The sequence below is a fragment of the Caulobacter sp. GW821-FHT12D05 genome (genome assembly GCF_058807295.1).
On the sequence record NZ_JBXAQO010000001.1, the window covers coordinates 1,437,224 to 1,455,597 of the forward strand.

Below are 18,374 nucleotides of genomic sequence, written 5' to 3' on the forward strand. Positions count from 1 at the left end.
ACGGCTTGAAGACCCGCGAAGGCTGTGAAAGCTTCGCCGCTCATCTATGGGGCGGCGATGGTCGACTACAGCACATCCGGCCAGGCCAAACCTGACGCTAAGGAGCCGGAGCTTCCGGCCAATTACTACGCCCACAAGCGAACGACGCTGCTGGCCTCCGCCGCGCTGCTGGTGCTGTCCCTGACCACGACCAAAGCCGCCCCGACGCTCAGCTTCGAAGGGGTCAGCATACCGATCGGTGGCGACGTCACGCTGTTCATTCTGTTCGTTGGCGCGCTTTACTACTGCCTGTACTTCTGCGTGCTCTGGCGCACCGACACGGCCGCGTATCTTCGACAGAAAAGCGGCCGCCACCCGCAACTCGAGCAGGATCTGACGGTGGCCTTATCCGCCCTGCAACGGGCGGGGCACGAGATGGACCAAGCGGCCAAGACGCTTCGCTTGGCAAACGACACGCTGCTCGCCCAACAATTCGTCGAGCGGCTGGTGCAGGAACTCGGCCCGACCAGGACAGAAGAGATCCTTGCGCGTCCGGATTTGTGGGTAGGTCAGCCAAGGTTTGAACAGACGGCTTTTCTCCAGCCCCTCGAACCCTTCACCGACGAGCAAGAGCCTCTCCGCAAAGCGCTGATAGAAGCCGTCGAAGCTCACATGCGCGACGCCTGGCGCTACATCGCCCAACGGATAATTTCGAGGGGCAAGGTGCAGCAGGTGCCGGTCACGTCGCCCATCGAGCGGTATGTTCCGGAGTATGAGACTTCAGTGGCAAACCTGGACGCAAGATCTGGCGCCCTTGATGCCGCGTTCGCCGAGATCAAAAAAATACGAGGCTTGTTGCTTGGCGCGAAAAGAGAGGTTCAGTTTAGGCTGGCGGGTCTGGACCTAGCACCTTGCGTCGCGTTGACCGTGATCGCAGTTGCTCACTACCTAGGCCGATATTACCCGCTCATCCCGTTCACGGTCGCGGACATCCCTAGGCTCTTCGGTTTGGTGGGGACCGCATCATGACTGAGCAGCTACGACCTTTTGACGGGCCAGTTCTGCGCCTGGACCGGGCCAGCAAACACATTAGCGACCTGAAGGCGGCCGTCGCGGACTATCAGGCCGCCGCCGCGCCAAAATTCGCTAAAACCGACCGTGCTACAAACCCCTGGGAAATCCAGGTGACAGCGCAAGTTCCAGCTCTTCTGGCCCTTCTAATCGGCGACGCTGCGCACTCACTCAGAACAGCCCTCGACATCATGATGTGTGACATCGCCAGGGTCCGGGGTGTCGGGTTGAGCGACATGCTCTTTCCATTCGCGGAGAGTGGGGCTGCGCTGGATGAACGCCTGGAAAAGCACCCTGTGAGGAAGTTGGGCGCAGACATCGTCGCCATGGTTAAGGCAGCGAGGCCGTACCGAGGCGGCAATGTCAGGCTCCGTGCTCTTCACGATATCGACGTCCAGGACAAACATCGCATGGTGCTCCCTGTCGCGTCGTTCGTCAGCACGTCGGCAGACCTCGGCGCGATGATCGCCAAGGAAATGGGTCTCCCTCCGGGCTCTATCCTCTCCTTCGGCGGAATGCTGGTGGCGCTTACGGCCGGTGAGCCGCTGGACGACAGCACCTTCTTCGAACATCCATCCGAAACGTATGCAATCAACGATGGTCCGATGGTTTTGATTTTCCCCCCGGACTTCCCCGTTCAAGGAAACATAGTTTCAGTGCTCGAAGAGGCCGCTGATGCGACCGCGCAGCTCATCGAGCAGTTCCGAAGACGGGTCCTCGACTAGTCTTCGAAAGCCTGCGGAGATCTTGTACTGCTCGACCTCCCAGCGAGACACGATGTTGCCGCTGGGAAAGAGCAGCTCGTCGCTTGCGAGGAGGGTATCCTCGTGATCCAGGCCGTCTTCGCCAACAAGCCTTACCATCAGTGCACCGCGATCCCGCGCAGGGCCAAGCGGTCCTTCTCACGACCGTAGACCGCAGTCAGATCCGCCTGTGACAGCGGCCCGTTCCAATAGAGCGCGCTGGCGATCTCCACGGCCGCGAAATAGCTGCTGGTGTTGTAGTAACAGTTCCCCAGGCCGACCTTGCGCATGGGCGTCGCCAACAGCTTCGTCAGGGTTCCGGTCACAATCGTCGGCGCTGCCGGGTCGCCGATGAACAGGCGGCGCGTTCCGTCGGCTGCCTGCGACAGGGCGACGAACACATAGTCGCCTTCCGCCACCCCCGAAGGCAGCGCGATGTTCTGGCCGGCGTTCGAACGCGTCAGGGCGCGGAAGAAGTTGCCGCCGACGATATCGTTGAAGACTGAGTCACCGCCGGCCGGAGCGTTTTGGGTGATGCTGCCGAACAGGATCTGGTTGGAACCGCCGGTCTTCAGCACCTTCACGACCATCGCGATACAGTGACCGGCGGCATCATCGTAGGGCGTCACCAGCCCGTTCATGTTGCTGGCCGGCAGGGTCATGGACGCAGACCCGAACGTCGGCTGAGCCCGCAGCCCCACCGTGGCTGCAGCGCCAGTCCCATCGCCGCCCGAGAAGCTGAGCGTGGGCGCGACGGTGACCGCCGCCGGTGGCGGCGCGGCAAGATAGAGGCCGGTGACGGCGCCGCTGGCGACGACGGCGGTCCACGAGCTGCCGTCGCTCGCGGTGACCGTCGGGGCGCCGGTGTAGCCCGAACCTCCGCTGTTGACCGCAGCGTTCATGTTCCGGCGTAGCGGCGCTCCCGTCTTACGATCCAGCAGCGACGCCTCGCTATCGCCGAAGTACCAGTGCGCCGTCGCAGTCGCCTCGGTGGGGAACGGCACGGTCTTGGTGACGATCGGCGAGACGATCCCAACGCCTCCCGGCCCATACGGCGTCACGCGGAAATCATAGGCCTGGTCGATAATCAGGTCATCGTAGGCGTAGGTTGGCGACGTGCTTTCGAAGGTCGTGGTCGACCAGATGCCCGCAGGGGAGTCACGCTTCTCGACCAAGTAGCCGGCAGTGATGCCCGTGGCGCTAGGCGTCCAGGTCAGCGTCATGGTGCCGCCGCCCTCGTCGACATCGAAGCCCGACACCTGGCCCGGCGCGGTCGGCGACGCGGGATAGCTGTTGAACATCGACACGATCTTGGTCGGGTCCAGCGTCAGGGCCGAAGCGCCTGGCACGGCGAAGGGCAGACGGAAGAAGGGCGTCCCGCTCATGCGTAAGGATCCAGCTTGCTGATGTTGAGTTGGAAGTGCGGCGCCCAGTGGAACATCGGACGGCTGGTGAGAGCGCCGGACCCATCGTTGGGGCCGACGTTGCAGGTGTCAGGGGTACTGTCCCGCAGGTTACCGCTGGCCCCGCCGCCGATCGACAGACCCGAACCCAGGTAATCCAGGGCGTAGCGGATACGCGGGTTCGCCCCCAGAGGACGGTTCAGCGTCATCCGAACCTCAGACCCCGCCACGGTGATGGCCGAAAGGGTTAAGGCTCCCGTGTCGTCAACGACCTTGAAGCCGTAGTCGGTCGTAGCCCCCAGGTTCGTCGTGTCCAGCACCAGCGGGGCGACCGGCGGGGCCATGGTCAGGATCAAGGCCGTGCCGCGCGCGGTGGCCGACATAGGACGCAGATAGTCCGGTTCCCGGCCTTCGATCACCAGCTGGTAGTAGGCGCGGCCCTCATAACGCGCGAACCGCTGATAACTGGTACCGACCAGGTGCAGAGCATCGCCCGCATGAGAGAAGAAGTAGAGCGGGGTCACGAAGTGAACGCGCTCGTGCTCCTGCGCCAATTGAAGCTGGGCCAGGGCCACCGACCCGTCCGACGTCTGCGCCCGGGCGGCCGTCTGGTAGGTCAGCAAGTGCAGCTTCTGGGCTTGGCCGGTGGCCGCCCGAACGTCGGCGTCGGCGTCGTCCAGAAGCTGCTCCAGGGCGGCGCGGTAGGCGGACTGTGACAGGCCGTTGCCCGCGTCGGTCTCGCCCTGCACCCAGGCTATGGCGTGCAGCGCATAAGATTGACTGGCAGCGTCAGCCAGGGCCTTGGCCGCCGCAACGTGACCGATCAGGCGCGTGTAATAGGACGTCCCCTTGCTGAGCTCCGCGACCGTCTGACTGCCCTGACCGGGAGCTGACGAGAAGATGACGTGCCCCGCCGGATCGCGCCCGGCGCGGGCCAAAAGCTCGACGGCCCAGTTGGCCATGCCCGAGCAGATCGTTTCGCCGCGATTACCGCCGACGACGCCGCCTTCACTCAGATTGTCCTCTACAAGGGCCTTGGTCGCTGAGGTCCCGGCGCCCACGGCCGCCTTCGGGCCGCCCGTAAAGGTCAGGTTGCTATAGGGTTGCACGACCGACAGCGCCGGCGTGCCATTGGCGCCCACGGACAGCGACTGACCGTAGCTGATGAAGCCGTGCCAGGACACGTTGTCGAACAGGAAGCGCTTCGCCGTGCTGCTGTTCGCCGCGATGTAGTCCATCAGCAGGCCGACGGGCTTTTCCTCGGCGAGGTCCCAACCCAGCACCACGCCGCCATCTGCGTCGGCGATGATCGGCTGCACGGCCGCCTCAGGATCGACGTAGCTCATCATTTCCTCGCCGCCGATCAGGCGCGAGGCCAGGACCGAACGAGCGAGGATGTCGGAGATCATCGAGCCGGCGGCCCGGCCGGTCTCTTTCGAGAAGCCCAGCACCACGCCATCGTCACCATCGGCGATGATGGGCTGAAGATCCTCCGCCTCGTCATAGAGCTGCATGCCGACGCCGTTGGCGACAATCGTTTCCGTAATGGCACGGGCGGCGAAGGTCGCGGCGGCATCCTCCGCTACCTCGGTGCGCTTGCCATCGACATCGTCACGGAACCCAGCCGCCTCATCGCGAAATCCTTCGGCAGCATCCGCCGCAGCGTTGGACGCCTCCAACGCAGGCGTCAGAGCCGACCCGAGAACTGACGCCACATCCACAGCTGCCGCTGCGGTGTCGACGAGGCCGGCGGCGCCTAGGTACTTGTTGATCGCAGGCTTCGCCCCCTGGCCGCCGGTCCAGTCGGTGACCCTGAAGACCACGCGAGCGCCGGATGTCACCGCCGCAGTTACAGGCGACCAGCCTGAATTGCCCTTCGCGGTGCTATCGAGGATCTTCGCGACCGAAGGGAACAGAGACGTCACCCCGGCGGCGTTGGTCATAGGGTACAGGCCGTCGCCATTCGGCCCGCCATCGGCCGGTCCGGTCCACCAGTCGATACGCTCCATGACATCGGTGTTCCACGCGGCCGACGTGGTCGCCACCTTCGACGCCAACGAGACCGGAACAGCCTCCTCGCCGCCGACCCAGTCGACCAGATCCGGCGCGAAGTCAGCCGCGAAGGCCTCCACGTCGTCGATGGCGACGCCATGATCGACCAGCCGTTGCGCCAGGCGCAGCGCGACGGTTTCCGTCGTGATCGAGGCCATCAGCCCTCGCCTCCCTCGGTCTTGGCGAACCCGGTTCGTGCCGCCTCGTAGCCGCGCAACTCGGCATCGACCGAGCGCAGCTCCTCGGTCACGCCTTCGCGCGCGCGGCGGATAGCGTCCTCCTGCTCGCGGTACTGGTAGTAGGTGGCGAGCAGACGCAGTTTCGTCTTCGACAGCTCCACTTCGGGGCTGCCGGCGGTGGCAGGCTTGGACATGAGGGAAGACCGTCCCGTGCAGGGGTCAGAGATCCGCCATAGACGCGCGCGCCTATGCTGCAGGATCAGGGATAGGGCCTAGGCCGCGGAGTATGGCCTCCTCGACCTTCAGCATAGTCGTGGCCGTCTATGACGGCCGACATAGTCAGTCCTGACTATGGTCGCCGGCGTCCTCGGCCGGCGGGTACGCCGCGTCGAACTCGGCCAGGGTCGGAGCAAAGCGGGCTCGGGTGATCCGCGCCCAAGGCGTGCCGTTCATCAGCCGGTACGGCATGCCCTGGTCGTCCTTGTTCAGGTCGAACTGCTCCTCCCAGCCCTCGAACAACGAGAACGGGAGGCCGTCGCGGTAGAAGACGGCGGTGACGCGGGCCATGGTCAGCGCTCCGTGAGCTTGTCGTCGATATCAAGGATGTTGACGATCGCCGTGGCCGGCGACGACCCAGGCTCAAGCGTTCCCTGGAGCGCGAACGTGTGCGAGCCGTAGGTGGGCTGATAGCGAGAACGACGGCAGTTGCTGTCGATCGCGCCCGTCTCGACCCAGTTCGACCAGTCGTCAACCGGCGAGCCGTCTACCAGAACACGGAACGAGCAGTAGCTTGGCCCGCCGCTGCCCGCCTGGACGGACGGCTGCGACCACAGCACCAGTCGGGCGCCCGTGCAGAAGTAGCTCCCGCTTGCCAGCGTGGTCCACGCCCCAACCGACAGCGCCGCATAGCCGCCTTCGAACGACGTGCCGTCCGTGATCTCGTAGCTGGCGACGTGGCCGTTCAGAACGTTGCCGTTGCGGATGTGGTAATAGACGATCTCGTTGGCGACGATGCTGCCGGCCACGATGCTATTGGCCTTGACCCGATCAGCTTCGAAATTGGTCGCCCGCGTGATCCCGCCCACGACCGAGAACGGATAGAGCGTCGACCCCGCCGAGTTGGCGAACCCGACCTCATCAGCCACCACGACCCAGGACGACGTCAGGCCCGTGTTGATGTTGTACGTGCCCGAGATATGGCCGTTGATGTTGATGGTGTTGACGACCTTGCCGCCTAGGCCAGCGACGATCTCAGACGTCTCGGTGATCTGCCCGACGAAGTTGTTGCCGTAGTGCAGTTCTAGATTGTTGATCCAGAGCACCCCAGCGCTCGACGAGTTGACCCACGCCTTGATGTCCGTGGTCGCCGAGGCGATGTCCGTGCCGATCCGCGTCTCGACCGCGTTGACGTGCTGCGCCAGGCTCTGGGTCGGCGACCACATCAGCGTGTCGTTGCGCATGATCATCGACTCGCCGTCGTCCGACAGCAGGGCGATCAGGTTCATGCGCGACCAGAACGTCTTGTCGCCCTCCTCCCATTCCTGGTCGTCGTCGATCAGGATGCGCTTGACCCGAACCCCCTTGTGGAAGGTCTCGCTGATCAGTTGGGCGCGCTCGGCGATGGCGCCCATGGCCAGATCCAGGATCGCCTTGCTGGACGCCGCGCCGGCCGCCGAAGCGGCTTTCAGCTCGTCGACCAGTTCGGCCGGCGTCAGGCCGGCGATCTCCGAAACCCCGCCCGCCACGATGGCGATAGGCGCGATCATCTTGCCGGTGACGACAGCGCCTAGATCGAGGAACACCTCCTCGTTTTCCAGGCCGCGAATGGTGCGGTAGCGGACGCGAACCTGATAGGTCGCCTCGCTGACCAGGCCCTTGATCTCCAGCCGCTTGCGGGTGGCCGGAAACTCCTCGGGCGACCACTCGGCAACGCCCGCGAGCCGGTACTCGACGATGATGTTCGTCGCGTTCGGGTCGTCGCTTTGACCGGTCACGACGATCGCCGGGACCTGGGAGCCGTCCTCGCCGGCCAAGGCCGTCCCGACCGCGACCCAGCTGCCATTGGCCGGAGCCTGCGGCAGCGGGTCGACACCGGTCAGGCCAGGGATCGGCGGCGGGCTGGCGGTGCGGCCGAGGGCGAAGTCGTGCTTGCTGTCGGTCTCCGACTGCAAGGTCAGGGAGACGGCGCCCGTCATCGGGTCGATGATGCGCGCCAGGATCAGCGCCTTCTGGCCGTTCATGGCCAGATCCGGCACGGCGACGTTGATGCAGTCGCCGCGCTTGTAGCCCATCCAGGCCGGCTTGCACGGCACAGTGACCGGTCCGAACTCGCGGGCGTTCACCAGGTCATACGCGGCGAGCTGGGCGACCTGCTTGGCGTCCTGCACGAGCGGGTAATCCACCTCGCGCGAACGCAGACGGTTGCGGTCGGCCGCGACGTACGCGGCGACCTTCACCGGCCCGGCCGCGACCATCTCCCAGTTATGGGCCTCGCTGCGGTACTTCGGGATGATCTGGTTCGGTCGCCCACGCACCGACTGCGCCGCCTGGACGGAGTAGCCGCCAACGATGTCGTCAGACGTCAGGGTCGCCAGCGCCACGCGCGGCGTGTTGACCAGGAACGTGATCGACGCGCCCAACTGCACGGGTCGGCCGCCGCCGGCCTGACACATGGCCTTCAGCACGTCCCACTTGCTGTCGTTCGAATAGACGACGCCGCCGACTTTCCAGCCGTTGGCGTCAGCGACGTTCGCCCCCTCCACGGCAGCAGCGAAGTCGATCAGCGCCGGCCGCGCGCCGATGCCGAGCACGCGCACGCCGTTGGCGTAGCGTCCGAGGCTCCAGGCCAGGGCGTTCAGCCATGGGTTTTCCGAGAAAGGCCACGTCGCGGGATCGTCGATACGGCAAGGGCCGATACCGCCGGGATAGGTGCTGTCGAGACGCGGGTCGTAGACGCACGCGCCCTCGATGGTCCAGACAGCCTTGGGAACGCCGTTGGCATAAGTCTTCTGGTCGTAGCCGAGCACGTACCACGACGCCATGTAGCCCGAGAGCTTGTGCGCCGTGGTCCACTCACCCAGCACCGCCGGGTCCAGGGTGTTCGGCGGGCCAAAGGCGGGCGACGGCATCGCACCCACCTGGCGGTTCTGCCACATGCGGTTAGCGTACGAGCTGGTGATCGCCTGTTGCAGCGGCCCGAACTCGACGCCTTCGTCGTTGGCCTTGAAGCTGACCACGCCGTTCAGCGGCGCTCCGCCGCTCAGCACCGTGTTGTACAGAATGTTGCGGTTCTTGGCCTCGCCCGTGGTGGCGTAGATGATCCGGCCACCCGTGCCGGTTCGCCCGACCGCATAAGGGATCGGCGCGTTCGGGTCGGCCGCGAAGTCGACTTGCGTACCGGCTACGCCGCCGACCTTCAGCGGCTTTGCCGTCGCATCACCAAGGAAAGCGAGGCCGGTGCCGACCGCTGTGAGCGTCTGCAAAGAGACACCGGCAATGGCCCAAGCGCCGGCCTGAGCAGCAAGGGCCGAGGCGCTCGCGCCCAGGAGGCCGACGCCAGCCGCCGCACCCACGCCAGTAGCCACCAGGGCGACGCCAGCGATGACCATGCCGGCGGTCTTCAGGGCTTTGCTCATCGAGGATCGACCCTCCAGGCAATGGCGACCGCCAGGGTCGGGTGGATGAAGCAAGGCACGTCACTGTCGACGTGATAGCCCCACACCCGACCGTTGCCGGCGACGAGCTGGAGCGCGTGCAGATCGCCGTCACCCGGCAACGCCAGGATATCGGCGACCAGAGCGGCGGCAGGCGGGATGCGCGGAAAGCCCATGGCGTCCAGGGCGTCGGGCAAAGAGGCGAACCCGGTTCGCTTCAGGGCTCGGACCGCGCCGGCCAAGCTTGAATAGCTGCCAGCCTTGGCCAGCTTTGGGCTGTGTCCCATGTGGCGGACATGGCGAGCGATGATCCGCGCGCAGTCGGTCTTTCCCCAAATCAGCGGGCGGCTTTCGAAGTCGGCAATTGTCTTTGCCAGCGCCTGCTGGCGCGCTTGCAGGGTCACGATAAGACGTCCTTGACGGCCGCCGGCCGAGGCGCTTCAGCGCCCCACGGAAGCTGACGCTGGACCTCGGTGACGTATTCAAAGCCCAGCTCGCCGGGCCAAACCGACTGGTGGAAGGCGTTGTTGAGGTTCGCCCCCTCATCGACCTCGAACAGCAGCTCGAAAACCGACGTCACCGAGTACTGGAGCGCTCGCGAGGTCTCATCGCCGGTCAGTGTCGGAACATCGACCTCACCCGCGAAGACAACCAGCGGATCGGGGATGACCGAGCCCGTGATCAAATCTAGGACGCCGACCCAAATCGTCACCGCCGAGAACTGCGCTGTCGGGCTGGCCAGCAACGCCGCCGACGTCATGGTTGGCGGGAGGATGGTGATGGTGATCTCCGGGGCCTCGCCGTCCTCACTGTCGGAAATCTCTTCCACGCTCCCCAGCACGCCGTACGTCTCGTCCTTGCCGCGAAACGTGCGTCCATCGAACGTCACCTCGCCGGGGCCGTTCAGCAGGCGCAGAGTGTAGGTTGGCAACGCGATCTCGACCGCGCAGAACATCAGCACCGAGCGCGCGCCAAGCGCGTCGGCCATGGCCGGCGATAGCTGGGACATCAACGGTCCTCGGAGATCGTGAAGCTAACGCCGCTGTGCGCCAGCACCTCGGCGTCCCACGTGATCGAGCCCTCAAGAAAGCCCTCGACGACTGGTGCAGAGAAGTTCAGCGCCCCATTGAGCGCTGCCCGCAAGCGCGGGCCAACGCTGAGGTTGGACCCATTGATGCCCGTCACCTGGTGGAGGTAGGCATGACCGCCCGACTCGAAGCTGAAGAACATCCCGACCACCACGCCAGCTACGGCCGACGCCGCGACAATGGTCGAATTCACCGCGCCGATCCCCGTGACCCCAACAGGACTTTCGCCCTCGCGGGGAAAGACGCCGCGCAGCGTAGCGCCCTCTGTGGTGGCCTGGGTCTGCGCGGCTACGAACGCCAGCGCCTGCGCCTCTGACATCGACGGCAGCGTGTAGCGCAGAGCCCACCTGTCGCCGAGGCGCGCGACGCGCTGTTCTGGACCGCCAGTTGGCGGCGTCAGGCGTCCCGAAAAGTCTCGGTAGGACGGGCTAACACGGGTCTTACGCGGCAGCGCCGGCAAGGTCACGCTCATGGGATGATATTCCGACTTCTACGGGCCAAGTCGGATCGGGCCATGGTCCGAGCAGCCATCGTGGCCTGGACGCCACCCGTCATAACCAGACTGTTCACCTGGTCGAGTAGATCCTGCGTGACCACGGCCCCCGACAGATCCAGCCGGAACTGGTTGATGGTCGTGGCCGGCGCACGGGTTGGAACCCCGCCTTGGAGCGCCCGGAGGATATTGTTCGGCAGGATGGTCGAGGCCGCCCGGTCAACGCGGATTTCGGGGCCGTTTTCGCCGACGACATACGGCTCACCGACCGGCGGGTTGCCGCCGCCCGCGAAGCCGAACAGCTTGGCGATCTTGCCGCCCTTCTCGACCCAGGAGGAGCCGCCACCCTGCTTGGTCAAGAAGCCGGTGAACATGTCCGCCAGCGTGTCGAGGAGATGATTGCGAACGGCGTACTTCAGGTGGTCCGCGAAGCCGTCAGCTCCGTCGCGCGACGCCGCTTCAAGCGCACCGCGGACCCCGTCGTATGTGCGGTCGTAGAGGCGATCCTGATACTCCCGCAGCTCCTCCGCGCCAGGGATCACCGCGTCGTCGGCAGCGACAAAGCCAGACGGATCAGAGTTCACCGTGACCGGCTTCATCAGGATCTCAGCGAGGTCGATGATCGTCTTTTCATCGACGATGAGCAGCGAGCCCTCGTTGATCGGCGCGGCGCGACGCCCGCTAACGGCGGTCGCCTTCAGCTTCTTGCCGCCGCCCTTACCATTGCCTCCGGTCTTGTCGGTCGGCGCTAGAGTGAAACCGCCGACAACGCTTGTGTCGGGCGCCTCAGCCGTCTTCTTTCGCTGATTGGCGCGGTTCTCCGAGACGCGCTCCGCTCGGTCCTGGGCGCGTAGCGTCCTGACTTCTTCCTGGTTAGCGGCGAGCTGCTTCTGCCAGAACTGAAGCTTGCGCTCCGCTGCCGCCCCGGACTTTCCCTCATACTCCAAGATCCGCTTACGGATCAGCTCCTCATCCTTCAGCCGCGCGTTAAGGACGGTCTGACGCGAGATCCGGGCGGTGTCGCCCTTAAGCGAGAGAACGCTCGCGGCAGTGCCTGCCGTCAGCGCGGCCCCGCCCACCGTGGCAGCGACCGCGCCGCCCGCAGCGCCCGCCGCCCCTGCGGCAGCACTCGCACCGGGCACAGCAAGCAGCGCAAGCCTCGTCGCCTTTGCCAGCTCAATCACGCGGCCCAAGTTCGCGAGCAGCCCCGCGATCGGCCCGCTCGCTCCGATGAAGGCCAGCAGCGCAAGTCCCGCCAATTGCACGCCGCTAGGCATGTCGTTGAAGGCCTTCAGCGTGTCAGTCGCGGCCTCCGCCACCTGAATGAACGCCGGCAGCAATTGCGTACCGAGCGCAATGGCCGCGTCCTTCGCCTCCGACTGCGTCGCCTTCAACTTGTTGTTCGCACCATCTGACGTACGCGCCACATCGCCTTGCGCGAACGCGGTCTTGGCCAGGATCTGGTTCAACCGGGCGGTGGCCTTGGCGGCCTCTGACGCCTCGTCAACGTTGCCCTTGAAGCCCATCCGCAGCAGCTCGGCCTTGGTGGACGCGTCGGTGATCACCACGCCCAGACCCTTGAGGGCGTCAGTTTCGCCAGTCAGGCCCGATAGGATGGCTTGTGCCGCGCGGGCATCGGAAATGTTCTTGTTGCTGGCCAGATCGATCGTGCGGGCGGCCAGGGCCTGGGTGGCCTTGAACGCCTGCTCCGAGCTCAGGCCGAGCCCCTTCATCACCTGCTGAAGGGTGTTCATGTTGGATTTGACGTCGGTGACCGACCGCGAGAAGTCCTCCGCGATTTTAGCGGCCACGGCCTCGCCTTGCTTGGCCATGCTGCCGAACGTCTCGGTGAACGCCGAGTTGATGTCCTCGGCGTCAGCCGCCGACTTGATGGCGAAGGCGCTGATAGCCGCCACCGCGATCTGGGACGCGCGCGAGATGTCGCGCAGCCCGGTGCCGATGTCCGCGCCGAAGTCGTTCAGCTCCTGCGCCAGTTTCTTCGGCAGCTTGATATCGCCGAGCGACTTCTCGACCGCGCGCGCCGCGTTGAAAGCGCGCTTTTCCATCTTGTCGAACCCGGCATCGGAGACGCCGTTCATTTTGTCGATGGACTTCTGCAGGGTACGAATGTCGGCCGACATCGTCAGCAGAAGGGCTTCGCGGTCCTTGGACGACGCCATGATCTAACCCTCGTAGGTCTCTCGGATGGCCTTGCGCCCCTTGGCGGCGATCCGGCGCTTCATGCCCTTGCGGCGGGCGCGGTAGGTCGGGAAGAACGAGGGCTGCGCTGGGACGTGGGTGCCGTCGGGCGCTCGGTGCCCCTGCTCGATGTGCGCCGCGATCGGCTTCCCGTCTTCATCCTTGGCGTCCACGATGACGTGGTAGCTGAGCCCCTTCTTGGGGTTCGGATAGGCATGGATGCTGTCGCGGAATTCACCAGGGTTGTCGGACTTGTAGTCGACCGGGGCGGCCCGCTTGGCGGCATCGACAAAACCGTCGACCTCAACCGCCAGCTGGCTCGCGACCGCGTCTTTCACGGCCTTCGGGATCTTGGCCAGCCGGGCCTTATGCGCCCGGCGGCCCTGGATCTTAGCATAGGCCATCGCCCCGCCCTCCTACGCGTACTTGGCCATCAGCGCGTCATGCTCGGCCGGGGTCGGGAACGGCGGCGGCTCCTCGACGCCGTTAGCGGCCTTCCAGCCATCGACAGCGGCGATGAATTCCCACGGGGTCAGAAGGTCGACCTCACGGGGCGTTAGGCCGATGGCGAGGCCGGTCCCGTAGATCTGGGCGAAGTCGAGCGGGCCTTGCTCTTCGCCGTCCTCGGCTTCGCCTTGCGCTCCCCCGGCAGCTTCGGGGCCTCCGACGTCGCGACGAGGACCATGAGCGCCACGCCGACATTGTCGGTGATGCCCCGGAGCCCCCGATCGTCGATCTCGGAGCGAACTAGGTTCGTCGCGTCGGGCGAGGTCATGCCGCCGCCCAGCAGGCCCTGATAGAGCGTCTCGCGAACGTCTTCCGCGCCAACCTCGATACCGGTTGCCAGAGCGCCGACGTAGTTGCCGCCGGCCGAGCTGATGGCCTGAACGGCCCTGGCCAGGCGCTGGGCGACGAGGCCAATGCGCGCACCGCACTTGGCCTCGATGCGGCGGATCTCGCCGAGGCGGATGCGAAATGTCCGCTCCTCCCCGGCGAAATCTTCGCGGGTTTCCCCCGTGCCGCTCATCAGGTGTTGGCCTCGCAGGTGACTTCGCCGTCCGAGGCCAGCGAGCACGTGAACTGCTGCTTGTCGCCCGGCTCGCCGTTCAGGGCGAACTCCGGCAGCTTGTAAGCGCCCTCGAACACGACGCCGCCGGCCGACGACGGGACGTCCACGATCACCTGGAGGTTCTTGGACTCGCCCGACTTCCACCATTCGAACGTGGATTGGACGTCCGACGTGTTCAGCAGCCCCGCCCCGGTGACGTTGACCGACAGCGAGGACACCTCCCGCGCCAGCCACGCAATCTTGTCGAGATCCGTGCAGTCCGGAATGGCGATCTCGTTCATGGCGCCGGTGAACGAGATGCCGCGCGCGGCATTGATCGAGCACAGCGGCGTGAAGACCTCGGGGTCAGCGCCGTCGCCGATCTTGACCACCAGGGCAACGCCCTTGGCGTGTTTGACAGCCGCCATCGGCTGGCTCCTTCAACTTGAGAACGGAAAGCCCTTCCCGGGCCGGGATGCGAGGCGAGGCCTCGAATGGATGTGCCAGCCTCAGGCCAGCGCGGTCGTTTCGTACCGGAAGGCCACCAAGCCTCGGCTCGACTGATCGGGGTCGGTGGCGTAGCGTTCAGGATCTTCCATCTCGACCAACACCGTGTCGTGGCCGGCGATGACCAGCTCGACAAAGAGCGCCGCGATGATCGCCGCGCCCTGCTCGCGAACGGCGTCCGAGCCCTTCGTCGGCCCGACGTCCTTAGTCCACCATTGGACCGTGGAAATAATCGAGTGCGCCTCGCCACAGCCCGACGACAGGTCGTCGATTTCGTGTTGCCCGATCACCGCGTACGGCAACGGCGCGTTCTTCGGCACTTCGGTATACAGACGAACCGGGTTCGCCCCGGTGATGCCCATCGCGGTCTTCAGGGCGGCCGAGGCGCGAAGCGCGGCCTCTTCTGCGGCCTTGAACGGCAGAGCAGGACTAGGCATCGACCGGCCCCTTGTTCATCGCCCTGTTCGGCGGCTTGATCTCGACGCCGACGCCAGCAGCGACCGCCGCGTCAGCGCACTCGCGCTTGACGGTGTAGGCGCGCCCGGCGCGGTATTTGATGCAGATCTGGCGGAGGGCTGAGGGGCGATAGCGGTAGTCGTCGGAGAACTGGACACGGGCCATCGTCAGCCCTCCAGCTCGGCGAGGTCTCCCACCTTGGCCCCGCCAAGGACCTCGACCCACATCCGGTCTTCAGTCAGGGTCGCGCCGGAAAATTCGTAGACCTGACGGTCGCGCACATCCACGCCGCGCCACGCGTTATCCACCGCCCGCGAGGTGGTGCAGGCGCGCAGGACTATGACGACCGGCTGCACGCCCTGAAGGCGTTGCGCCATGACGGTTTCGCCGCCCTTCAGCCACACGACTTGCGCGGCCCAAGCCGAGTCATCAGCTTCACTCGGCACAGCCCCCCAAGGCCCCAACGGATCGCCGTTGTCGTCCAGCGTCCGGCGCTGGAGCAGGATGCGGTTCAGCAGTTTGCGCGCGCCGCGACGGGCCATATCGAACGTCCAAATGAGAGGCAGGCGAACCCGGTTCGCGGGCGCTAGACGCGCGGCAGACGGTAATTTCCGTCCACGAGCACCTTGGCGGGACCTGGGAAGCCGGCCCCCTCGTCGCCCGCGTCGAACATGGCCATGACATGCATCAGCGCTGCCGTGACGATCGCCTTGGGAACGGCGGCGTAGCCGGCAGTGAACTTGATCGTGATCGGATCGTCCGCACTACGACGCGGCGCCCAGGACTGTCCGTGCGCCAATTGCAGCCGACCATCGGCGGTCAATTCGTAGGCGTCAGGATCTACCTCGACGACCTCACCGTCAGCGCCGATGTAGTCGATGTCGTTGATCGCGGTGACTGGCGGACACGGCAGCAGCAGCCCGCAGCCAGGTCGCCGGTTCACCGGGAGGCTGTAGACCGTAGCTGCAAGAACCTGGAGACCGACAGGACGGCGCAGGTAGCGGTCAGGCCCGTCTAGGTGCTCCATCGCCGCCGCCATGTAGGTCTCAATCACAGAGTCCTGCTCGCTGTGATCCACGCCCAGTTGGGTCTTTACCAAGGCGAGCGTCAACCAAGGCGCAGGCGGCGTGACGACGGCGATGTGCATGCTCACTCCTTGGCGATCGGGGCCGCAGGGCGGACATCAGCGACACCAATGACAGAAGCCGGAAGTTGCCGCCCAGCCGGCGCGGTCGTCTTCTTGGCCTGGCCCTTGGCCTTCACCTTCGGCTTGGCCGTCACCGCCTTGCCGGCCGGCTTTTTGACCGGCTTGGGACCGGTCACCGTGTCAGCCACCGGCAAGCCGTCGAAGTCAGTGAGGGCGCCATCAGCCGCCATATAAGCGGCGACCTTGCGGCGCACGAAGTGGGCCTCGCTGGCGTGGTCGCGGTTTTTGAGGACTTGCCCCGCCTGGAAGTGTTCGGGGGGCGTGCCGACGGAATAGTCGGCCAGAAACTTGATTGTCATGCCTGGCGCTCCTGCGGCTTGAGGCAGTCAAACGGGTCGCGCGAAGCCTGTCCGCGCGACCCGAGGGGTTAGCCCGCGACCTCGTCGACGGTGGCGGCGTCGCTGTCGGTGGGCTCGCCGTAGCGCGGACTCATCCCCAGCACGACCGCCCCGAAGTCGGCGCCGGCGGTGCTCAGGGTCGAGGACAGCCGCACGAACCGGAAGCCGCCGTTGTAGTCCAGGTCGGACGAGTGCAGGTTGATGAGCGCCTGCTTGTTGTCGTCGGTCCCAGCCTGGGTCAGGGCGGTGATCGCCGAGCCCGCCACGTCCTTCGCGCCCGCGCCACCACTGTCGGTGGCCTGCTGAAACTTGGCGTTCAGCACGCCGGTCGCGACGAAGTCGCCAACCGACAGCACGGCCAGAAGGCTGTACCAGTCCTGCATGTCGATCCAGGCCGTGGTGTAGGTGCCGGCCGCATAAGCGTCCGGGTCGATAACGCCGACGACGGAGGCGCGCGCCGACGGATTGAGATTGCTTTGCATCTCAAGGCTCCAATTTTTGACGATGACGTGAGGGGCCGCCGGCTATGCGCGGCCCGTTTCAGCAGCCGAGCGCGCTTAGGCTCGGGCAGCCAGGGCGACGAAGTGCGACTTGGTGCTGTTGCCGCGCGCCGGTTCGCGCGGCTTGGACAGCATGGGCTGACCGCCGACGCGGAAGATCCAGCGGAACGCCCGGATGTTGTAGTCGAAGTAGAGGTGGATGCTGTCGGCGAAGGTAACGCCGTTCTGCTTGCGGAAGGCTTCGTAGCCCTTCGGATTGACGAACTGGATATCGCCCAGGTCGCCGACCGTCGCGGCGTGTTCGGTGAAGTACACCGGCCGGCCCAGCAGCGTGCCGCCGGGCGACTCCGCATAGTTCGGGAACCACACCGGCTGCCCCAGATCCGACTTCATGTCCATGATGGTCGGCATGATGTCCGAGTTGGCCAGCCACACGGCCTGGCCGGGATTGATCATGCGCGAGTACATCTTGCCGACGTTCTGGCGCACGATCGTGTCGGCCGCTTGCGCGTTCTCCTTGGCCACGGTGACCAGGGCGTCCGAGGCCATCCAGCCGAGCGGCTTTTCGACCCCATCGCCCCAGACGTAGCTGTCGCTCGCTTTCCAGCGGATCGCGGCGGCCGACTCGGTCGTCAGCAGGTGTTGGAGACGCGGCGCGTCTTCCAGCACCTCTTCAGTGGCCAGGACGAAGGCGTACAGCTCGTTGAGCTTGACCTCGCGCGGCTTCAGGCCGGGCTTGCTGGGGGTCATCTGCTCGCCTTCGGTGCGCCAGCGGGCCTGCACGCCACCAGTGCCCCACGGGGTCACTTCGGAACCCAGGCCGCCCACCCGGTTGGAGGCGGTCGGCAGCGGCGAGATCAGGTTCAGTACCGGATCGTCGGCTTCCGTGTCATAGGCCAGGTTCACGATCTCGTCGCGAAGGTCCGCCGGCACGAGATAGGAGCCAGCGGCGTCGCCGGTTTCGGTGACGACGTTGGTGGGGGCCGCGAGACGCTCGTCAACACGGTAGGCGGCGCCAGCGCCAGGACTGGCCAGACGGACCGCCTGACCGAACTCGGCCATGTTGCGGAAGCCCGAACCCGGAGTGCGCGCCTGAGGCTCGACGCGGCTGCGAGCCGGGGCCAGATCAGGGCCGGCCGACAAGGCGATGGTCGACGCCGTGGAGAGGCGGCTTTGCAGGCTGGTGGCGCGCTGGATCTGCGTCTGAAGCTCGGTAAGCCGGGCGGTGTCAGCCGCGTCAGCAGTTTCCTCCTCGGCCGTCAGGTCGCGGTTGCCGTCGATGGCCGCTTGCAGGCGAGTGGCTTGGCGCTGGGCGATTTCCCGCGCTTCGGCCTGGAGAATGGCCAGGTTCATAGAACCTCCTATTGAGTTGGCCGTGAGAAGGCGCGCGCCCGCGAGGGGTCGCGTCGCCCATGGGGGATCGCCCGCCAAAGGCGGTTCGACCGTCTCGCGCGGGGT

At 65.8% G+C, this 18,374-nt stretch carries 21 protein-coding genes; 2 read left to right on the forward strand and 19 right to left on the reverse strand.

The genetic code is table 11. From position 1 onward, the window contains the following. Positions 1-57: 57 nt before the first annotated feature. Together AC1RRR_RS06230 and AC1RRR_RS06235 are read left to right on the forward strand one after the other, a co-directional pair. Positions 58-1,008, forward strand: a complete 951-nt coding sequence (locus AC1RRR_RS06230; protein WP_492811408.1) for a hypothetical protein — start codon at positions 58-60, stop codon at positions 1,006-1,008. Further along, on the forward strand, positions 1,005-1,775 hold the full coding sequence (locus tag AC1RRR_RS06235; protein WP_492811409.1) for a hypothetical protein: 771 nt from the start codon (positions 1,005-1,007) through the stop codon (positions 1,773-1,775). The genes AC1RRR_RS06230 and AC1RRR_RS06235 overlap by 4 nt, the downstream gene beginning before the upstream one ends. Positions 1,776-1,912: 137 nt before the next feature. On the opposite strand, the gene AC1RRR_RS06240 is transcribed toward AC1RRR_RS06235, so the two are convergent. The 19 genes from AC1RRR_RS06240 to AC1RRR_RS06330 form a co-directional block, all read right to left on the reverse strand. Continuing rightward, the gene (locus AC1RRR_RS06240; RefSeq protein ID WP_492811410.1) at positions 1,913-3,178 is read right to left on the reverse strand and encodes a fibronectin type III domain-containing protein; all 1,266 of its coding nucleotides are present in this window, start codon (positions 3,176-3,178) and stop codon (positions 1,913-1,915) included. Beyond that, on the reverse strand, positions 3,175-5,406 hold the full coding sequence (locus AC1RRR_RS06245) for a sialate O-acetylesterase (RefSeq protein ID WP_492811411.1): 2,232 nt from the start codon (positions 5,404-5,406) through the stop codon (positions 3,175-3,177). Before AC1RRR_RS06245 ends, AC1RRR_RS06240 begins: the two co-directional genes overlap by 4 nt. Beyond that, positions 5,406-5,621, reverse strand: coding sequence for a hypothetical protein (locus tag AC1RRR_RS06250; RefSeq protein ID WP_492811412.1), 216 nt, complete (start codon positions 5,619-5,621; stop codon positions 5,406-5,408). Before AC1RRR_RS06250 ends, AC1RRR_RS06245 begins: the two co-directional genes overlap by 1 nt. 145 nt (positions 5,622-5,766) lie before the next feature. Further along, positions 5,767-5,994, reverse strand: coding sequence for a hypothetical protein (locus AC1RRR_RS06255; RefSeq protein WP_492811413.1), 228 nt, complete (start codon positions 5,992-5,994; stop codon positions 5,767-5,769). Positions 5,995-5,996: 2 nt separating this feature from the next. After that, positions 5,997-9,062: a hypothetical protein gene (locus AC1RRR_RS06260; RefSeq protein ID WP_492811414.1), complete on the reverse strand. Its 3,066-nt coding sequence runs from the start codon at positions 9,060-9,062 to the stop codon at positions 5,997-5,999. Continuing rightward, on the reverse strand, positions 9,059-9,484 hold the full coding sequence (locus AC1RRR_RS06265) for a DUF6950 family protein (protein WP_492811415.1): 426 nt from the start codon (positions 9,482-9,484) through the stop codon (positions 9,059-9,061). Before AC1RRR_RS06265 ends, AC1RRR_RS06260 begins: the two co-directional genes overlap by 4 nt. Beyond that, positions 9,481-10,089 carry a hypothetical protein gene (locus AC1RRR_RS06270; RefSeq protein WP_492811416.1) on the reverse strand — a complete coding sequence of 203 codons (609 nt, stop codon included), beginning with the start codon at positions 10,087-10,089 and terminating at the stop codon, positions 9,481-9,483. Before AC1RRR_RS06270 ends, AC1RRR_RS06265 begins: the two co-directional genes overlap by 4 nt. Further along, the gene (locus AC1RRR_RS06275) at positions 10,089-10,640 is read right to left on the reverse strand and encodes a hypothetical protein (RefSeq protein ID WP_492811417.1); all 552 of its coding nucleotides are present in this window, start codon (positions 10,638-10,640) and stop codon (positions 10,089-10,091) included. Before AC1RRR_RS06275 ends, AC1RRR_RS06270 begins: the two co-directional genes overlap by 1 nt. Then, entirely contained in the window at positions 10,637-12,841 is a 2,205-nt protein-coding gene (locus AC1RRR_RS06280) for a hypothetical protein (RefSeq protein ID WP_492811418.1), read from the reverse strand. Before AC1RRR_RS06280 ends, AC1RRR_RS06275 begins: the two co-directional genes overlap by 4 nt. Positions 12,842-12,844: 3 nt before the next feature. After that, positions 12,845-13,264 (reverse strand): HK97 gp10 family phage protein, encoded by a 420-nt coding sequence (locus AC1RRR_RS06285; protein WP_492811419.1) that lies wholly within the window; start codon positions 13,262-13,264, stop codon positions 12,845-12,847. A 152-nt stretch (positions 13,265-13,416) separates the two neighbouring features. Continuing rightward, entirely contained in the window at positions 13,417-13,887 is a 471-nt protein-coding gene (locus AC1RRR_RS06290; protein ID WP_492811420.1) for a GTA-gp10 family protein, read from the reverse strand. After that, the gene (locus AC1RRR_RS06295; protein ID WP_492811421.1) at positions 13,887-14,336 is read right to left on the reverse strand and encodes a phage tail tube protein; all 450 of its coding nucleotides are present in this window, start codon (positions 14,334-14,336) and stop codon (positions 13,887-13,889) included. Before AC1RRR_RS06295 ends, AC1RRR_RS06290 begins: the two co-directional genes overlap by 1 nt. A gap of 81 nt (positions 14,337-14,417) precedes the next feature. Beyond that, complete coding sequence (locus tag AC1RRR_RS06300) at positions 14,418-14,852, reverse strand: DUF3168 domain-containing protein (RefSeq protein WP_492811423.1); 435 nt, start codon at positions 14,850-14,852, stop codon at positions 14,418-14,420. After that, positions 14,845-15,036, reverse strand: a complete 192-nt coding sequence (locus AC1RRR_RS06305) for a hypothetical protein (RefSeq protein ID WP_492811424.1) — start codon at positions 15,034-15,036, stop codon at positions 14,845-14,847. The genes AC1RRR_RS06300 and AC1RRR_RS06305 overlap by 8 nt, the downstream gene beginning before the upstream one ends. A gap of 2 nt (positions 15,037-15,038) precedes the next feature. Further along, positions 15,039-15,413, reverse strand: a complete 375-nt coding sequence (locus tag AC1RRR_RS06310) for a head-tail adaptor protein (RefSeq protein ID WP_492811426.1) — start codon at positions 15,411-15,413, stop codon at positions 15,039-15,041. 44 nt (positions 15,414-15,457) lie between these two features. After that, complete coding sequence (locus AC1RRR_RS06315) at positions 15,458-16,018, reverse strand: head-tail connector protein (protein WP_492811427.1); 561 nt, start codon at positions 16,016-16,018, stop codon at positions 15,458-15,460. 2 nt (positions 16,019-16,020) lie between these two features. Then, positions 16,021-16,377, reverse strand: a complete 357-nt coding sequence (locus AC1RRR_RS06320) for a hypothetical protein (protein ID WP_492811428.1) — start codon at positions 16,375-16,377, stop codon at positions 16,021-16,023. 68 nt (positions 16,378-16,445) lie between these two features. Continuing rightward, entirely contained in the window at positions 16,446-16,898 is a 453-nt protein-coding gene (locus tag AC1RRR_RS06325) for a hypothetical protein (RefSeq protein WP_492811430.1), read from the reverse strand. Between the two features lie 75 nt (positions 16,899-16,973). Continuing rightward, positions 16,974-18,269 carry a phage major capsid protein gene (locus AC1RRR_RS06330; protein WP_492811431.1) on the reverse strand — a complete coding sequence of 432 codons (1,296 nt, stop codon included), beginning with the start codon at positions 18,267-18,269 and terminating at the stop codon, positions 16,974-16,976. Between the last annotated feature and the right edge of the window lie 105 nt (positions 18,270-18,374).

Coding starts and splice junctions, on each gene's coding strand:
- AC1RRR_RS06230 (WP_492811408.1), top strand. CDS start 58: ATGGTCGACTACAGCACATCCGGCCAGGCCAAACCTGACGCTAAGGAG.
- AC1RRR_RS06235 (WP_492811409.1), top strand. CDS start 1,005: ATGACTGAGCAGCTACGACCTTTTGACGGGCCAGTTCTGCGCCTGGAC.
- AC1RRR_RS06240 (WP_492811410.1), bottom strand. CDS start 3,178: ATGAGCGGGACGCCCTTCTTCCGTCTGCCCTTCGCCGTGCCAGGCGCT.
- AC1RRR_RS06245 (WP_492811411.1), bottom strand. CDS start 5,406: ATGGCCTCGATCACGACGGAAACCGTCGCGCTGCGCCTGGCGCAACGG.
- AC1RRR_RS06250 (WP_492811412.1), bottom strand. CDS start 5,621: ATGTCCAAGCCTGCCACCGCCGGCAGCCCCGAAGTGGAGCTGTCGAAG.
- AC1RRR_RS06255 (WP_492811413.1), bottom strand. CDS start 5,994: ATGGCCCGCGTCACCGCCGTCTTCTACCGCGACGGCCTCCCGTTCTCG.
- AC1RRR_RS06260 (WP_492811414.1), bottom strand. CDS start 9,062: ATGAGCAAAGCCCTGAAGACCGCCGGCATGGTCATCGCTGGCGTCGCC.
- AC1RRR_RS06270 (WP_492811416.1), bottom strand. CDS start 10,089: ATGTCCCAGCTATCGCCGGCCATGGCCGACGCGCTTGGCGCGCGCTCG.
- AC1RRR_RS06275 (WP_492811417.1), bottom strand. CDS start 10,640: ATGAGCGTGACCTTGCCGGCGCTGCCGCGTAAGACCCGTGTTAGCCCG.
- AC1RRR_RS06280 (WP_492811418.1), bottom strand. CDS start 12,841: ATGGCGTCGTCCAAGGACCGCGAAGCCCTTCTGCTGACGATGTCGGCC.
- AC1RRR_RS06285 (WP_492811419.1), bottom strand. CDS start 13,264: ATGGCCTATGCTAAGATCCAGGGCCGCCGGGCGCATAAGGCCCGGCTG.
- AC1RRR_RS06290 (WP_492811420.1), bottom strand. CDS start 13,887: ATGAGCGGCACGGGGGAAACCCGCGAAGATTTCGCCGGGGAGGAGCGG.
- AC1RRR_RS06295 (WP_492811421.1), bottom strand. CDS start 14,336: ATGGCGGCTGTCAAACACGCCAAGGGCGTTGCCCTGGTGGTCAAGATC.
- AC1RRR_RS06300 (WP_492811423.1), bottom strand. CDS start 14,852: ATGCCTAGTCCTGCTCTGCCGTTCAAGGCCGCAGAAGAGGCCGCGCTT.
- AC1RRR_RS06305 (WP_492811424.1), bottom strand. CDS start 15,036: ATGGCCCGTGTCCAGTTCTCCGACGACTACCGCTATCGCCCCTCAGCC.
- AC1RRR_RS06310 (WP_492811426.1), bottom strand. CDS start 15,413: ATGGCCCGTCGCGGCGCGCGCAAACTGCTGAACCGCATCCTGCTCCAG.
- AC1RRR_RS06315 (WP_492811427.1), bottom strand. CDS start 16,018: ATGCACATCGCCGTCGTCACGCCGCCTGCGCCTTGGTTGACGCTCGCC.
- AC1RRR_RS06320 (WP_492811428.1), bottom strand. CDS start 16,377: ATGACAATCAAGTTTCTGGCCGACTATTCCGTCGGCACGCCCCCCGAA.
- AC1RRR_RS06325 (WP_492811430.1), bottom strand. CDS start 16,898: ATGCAAAGCAATCTCAATCCGTCGGCGCGCGCCTCCGTCGTCGGCGTT.
- AC1RRR_RS06330 (WP_492811431.1), bottom strand. CDS start 18,269: ATGAACCTGGCCATTCTCCAGGCCGAAGCGCGGGAAATCGCCCAGCGC.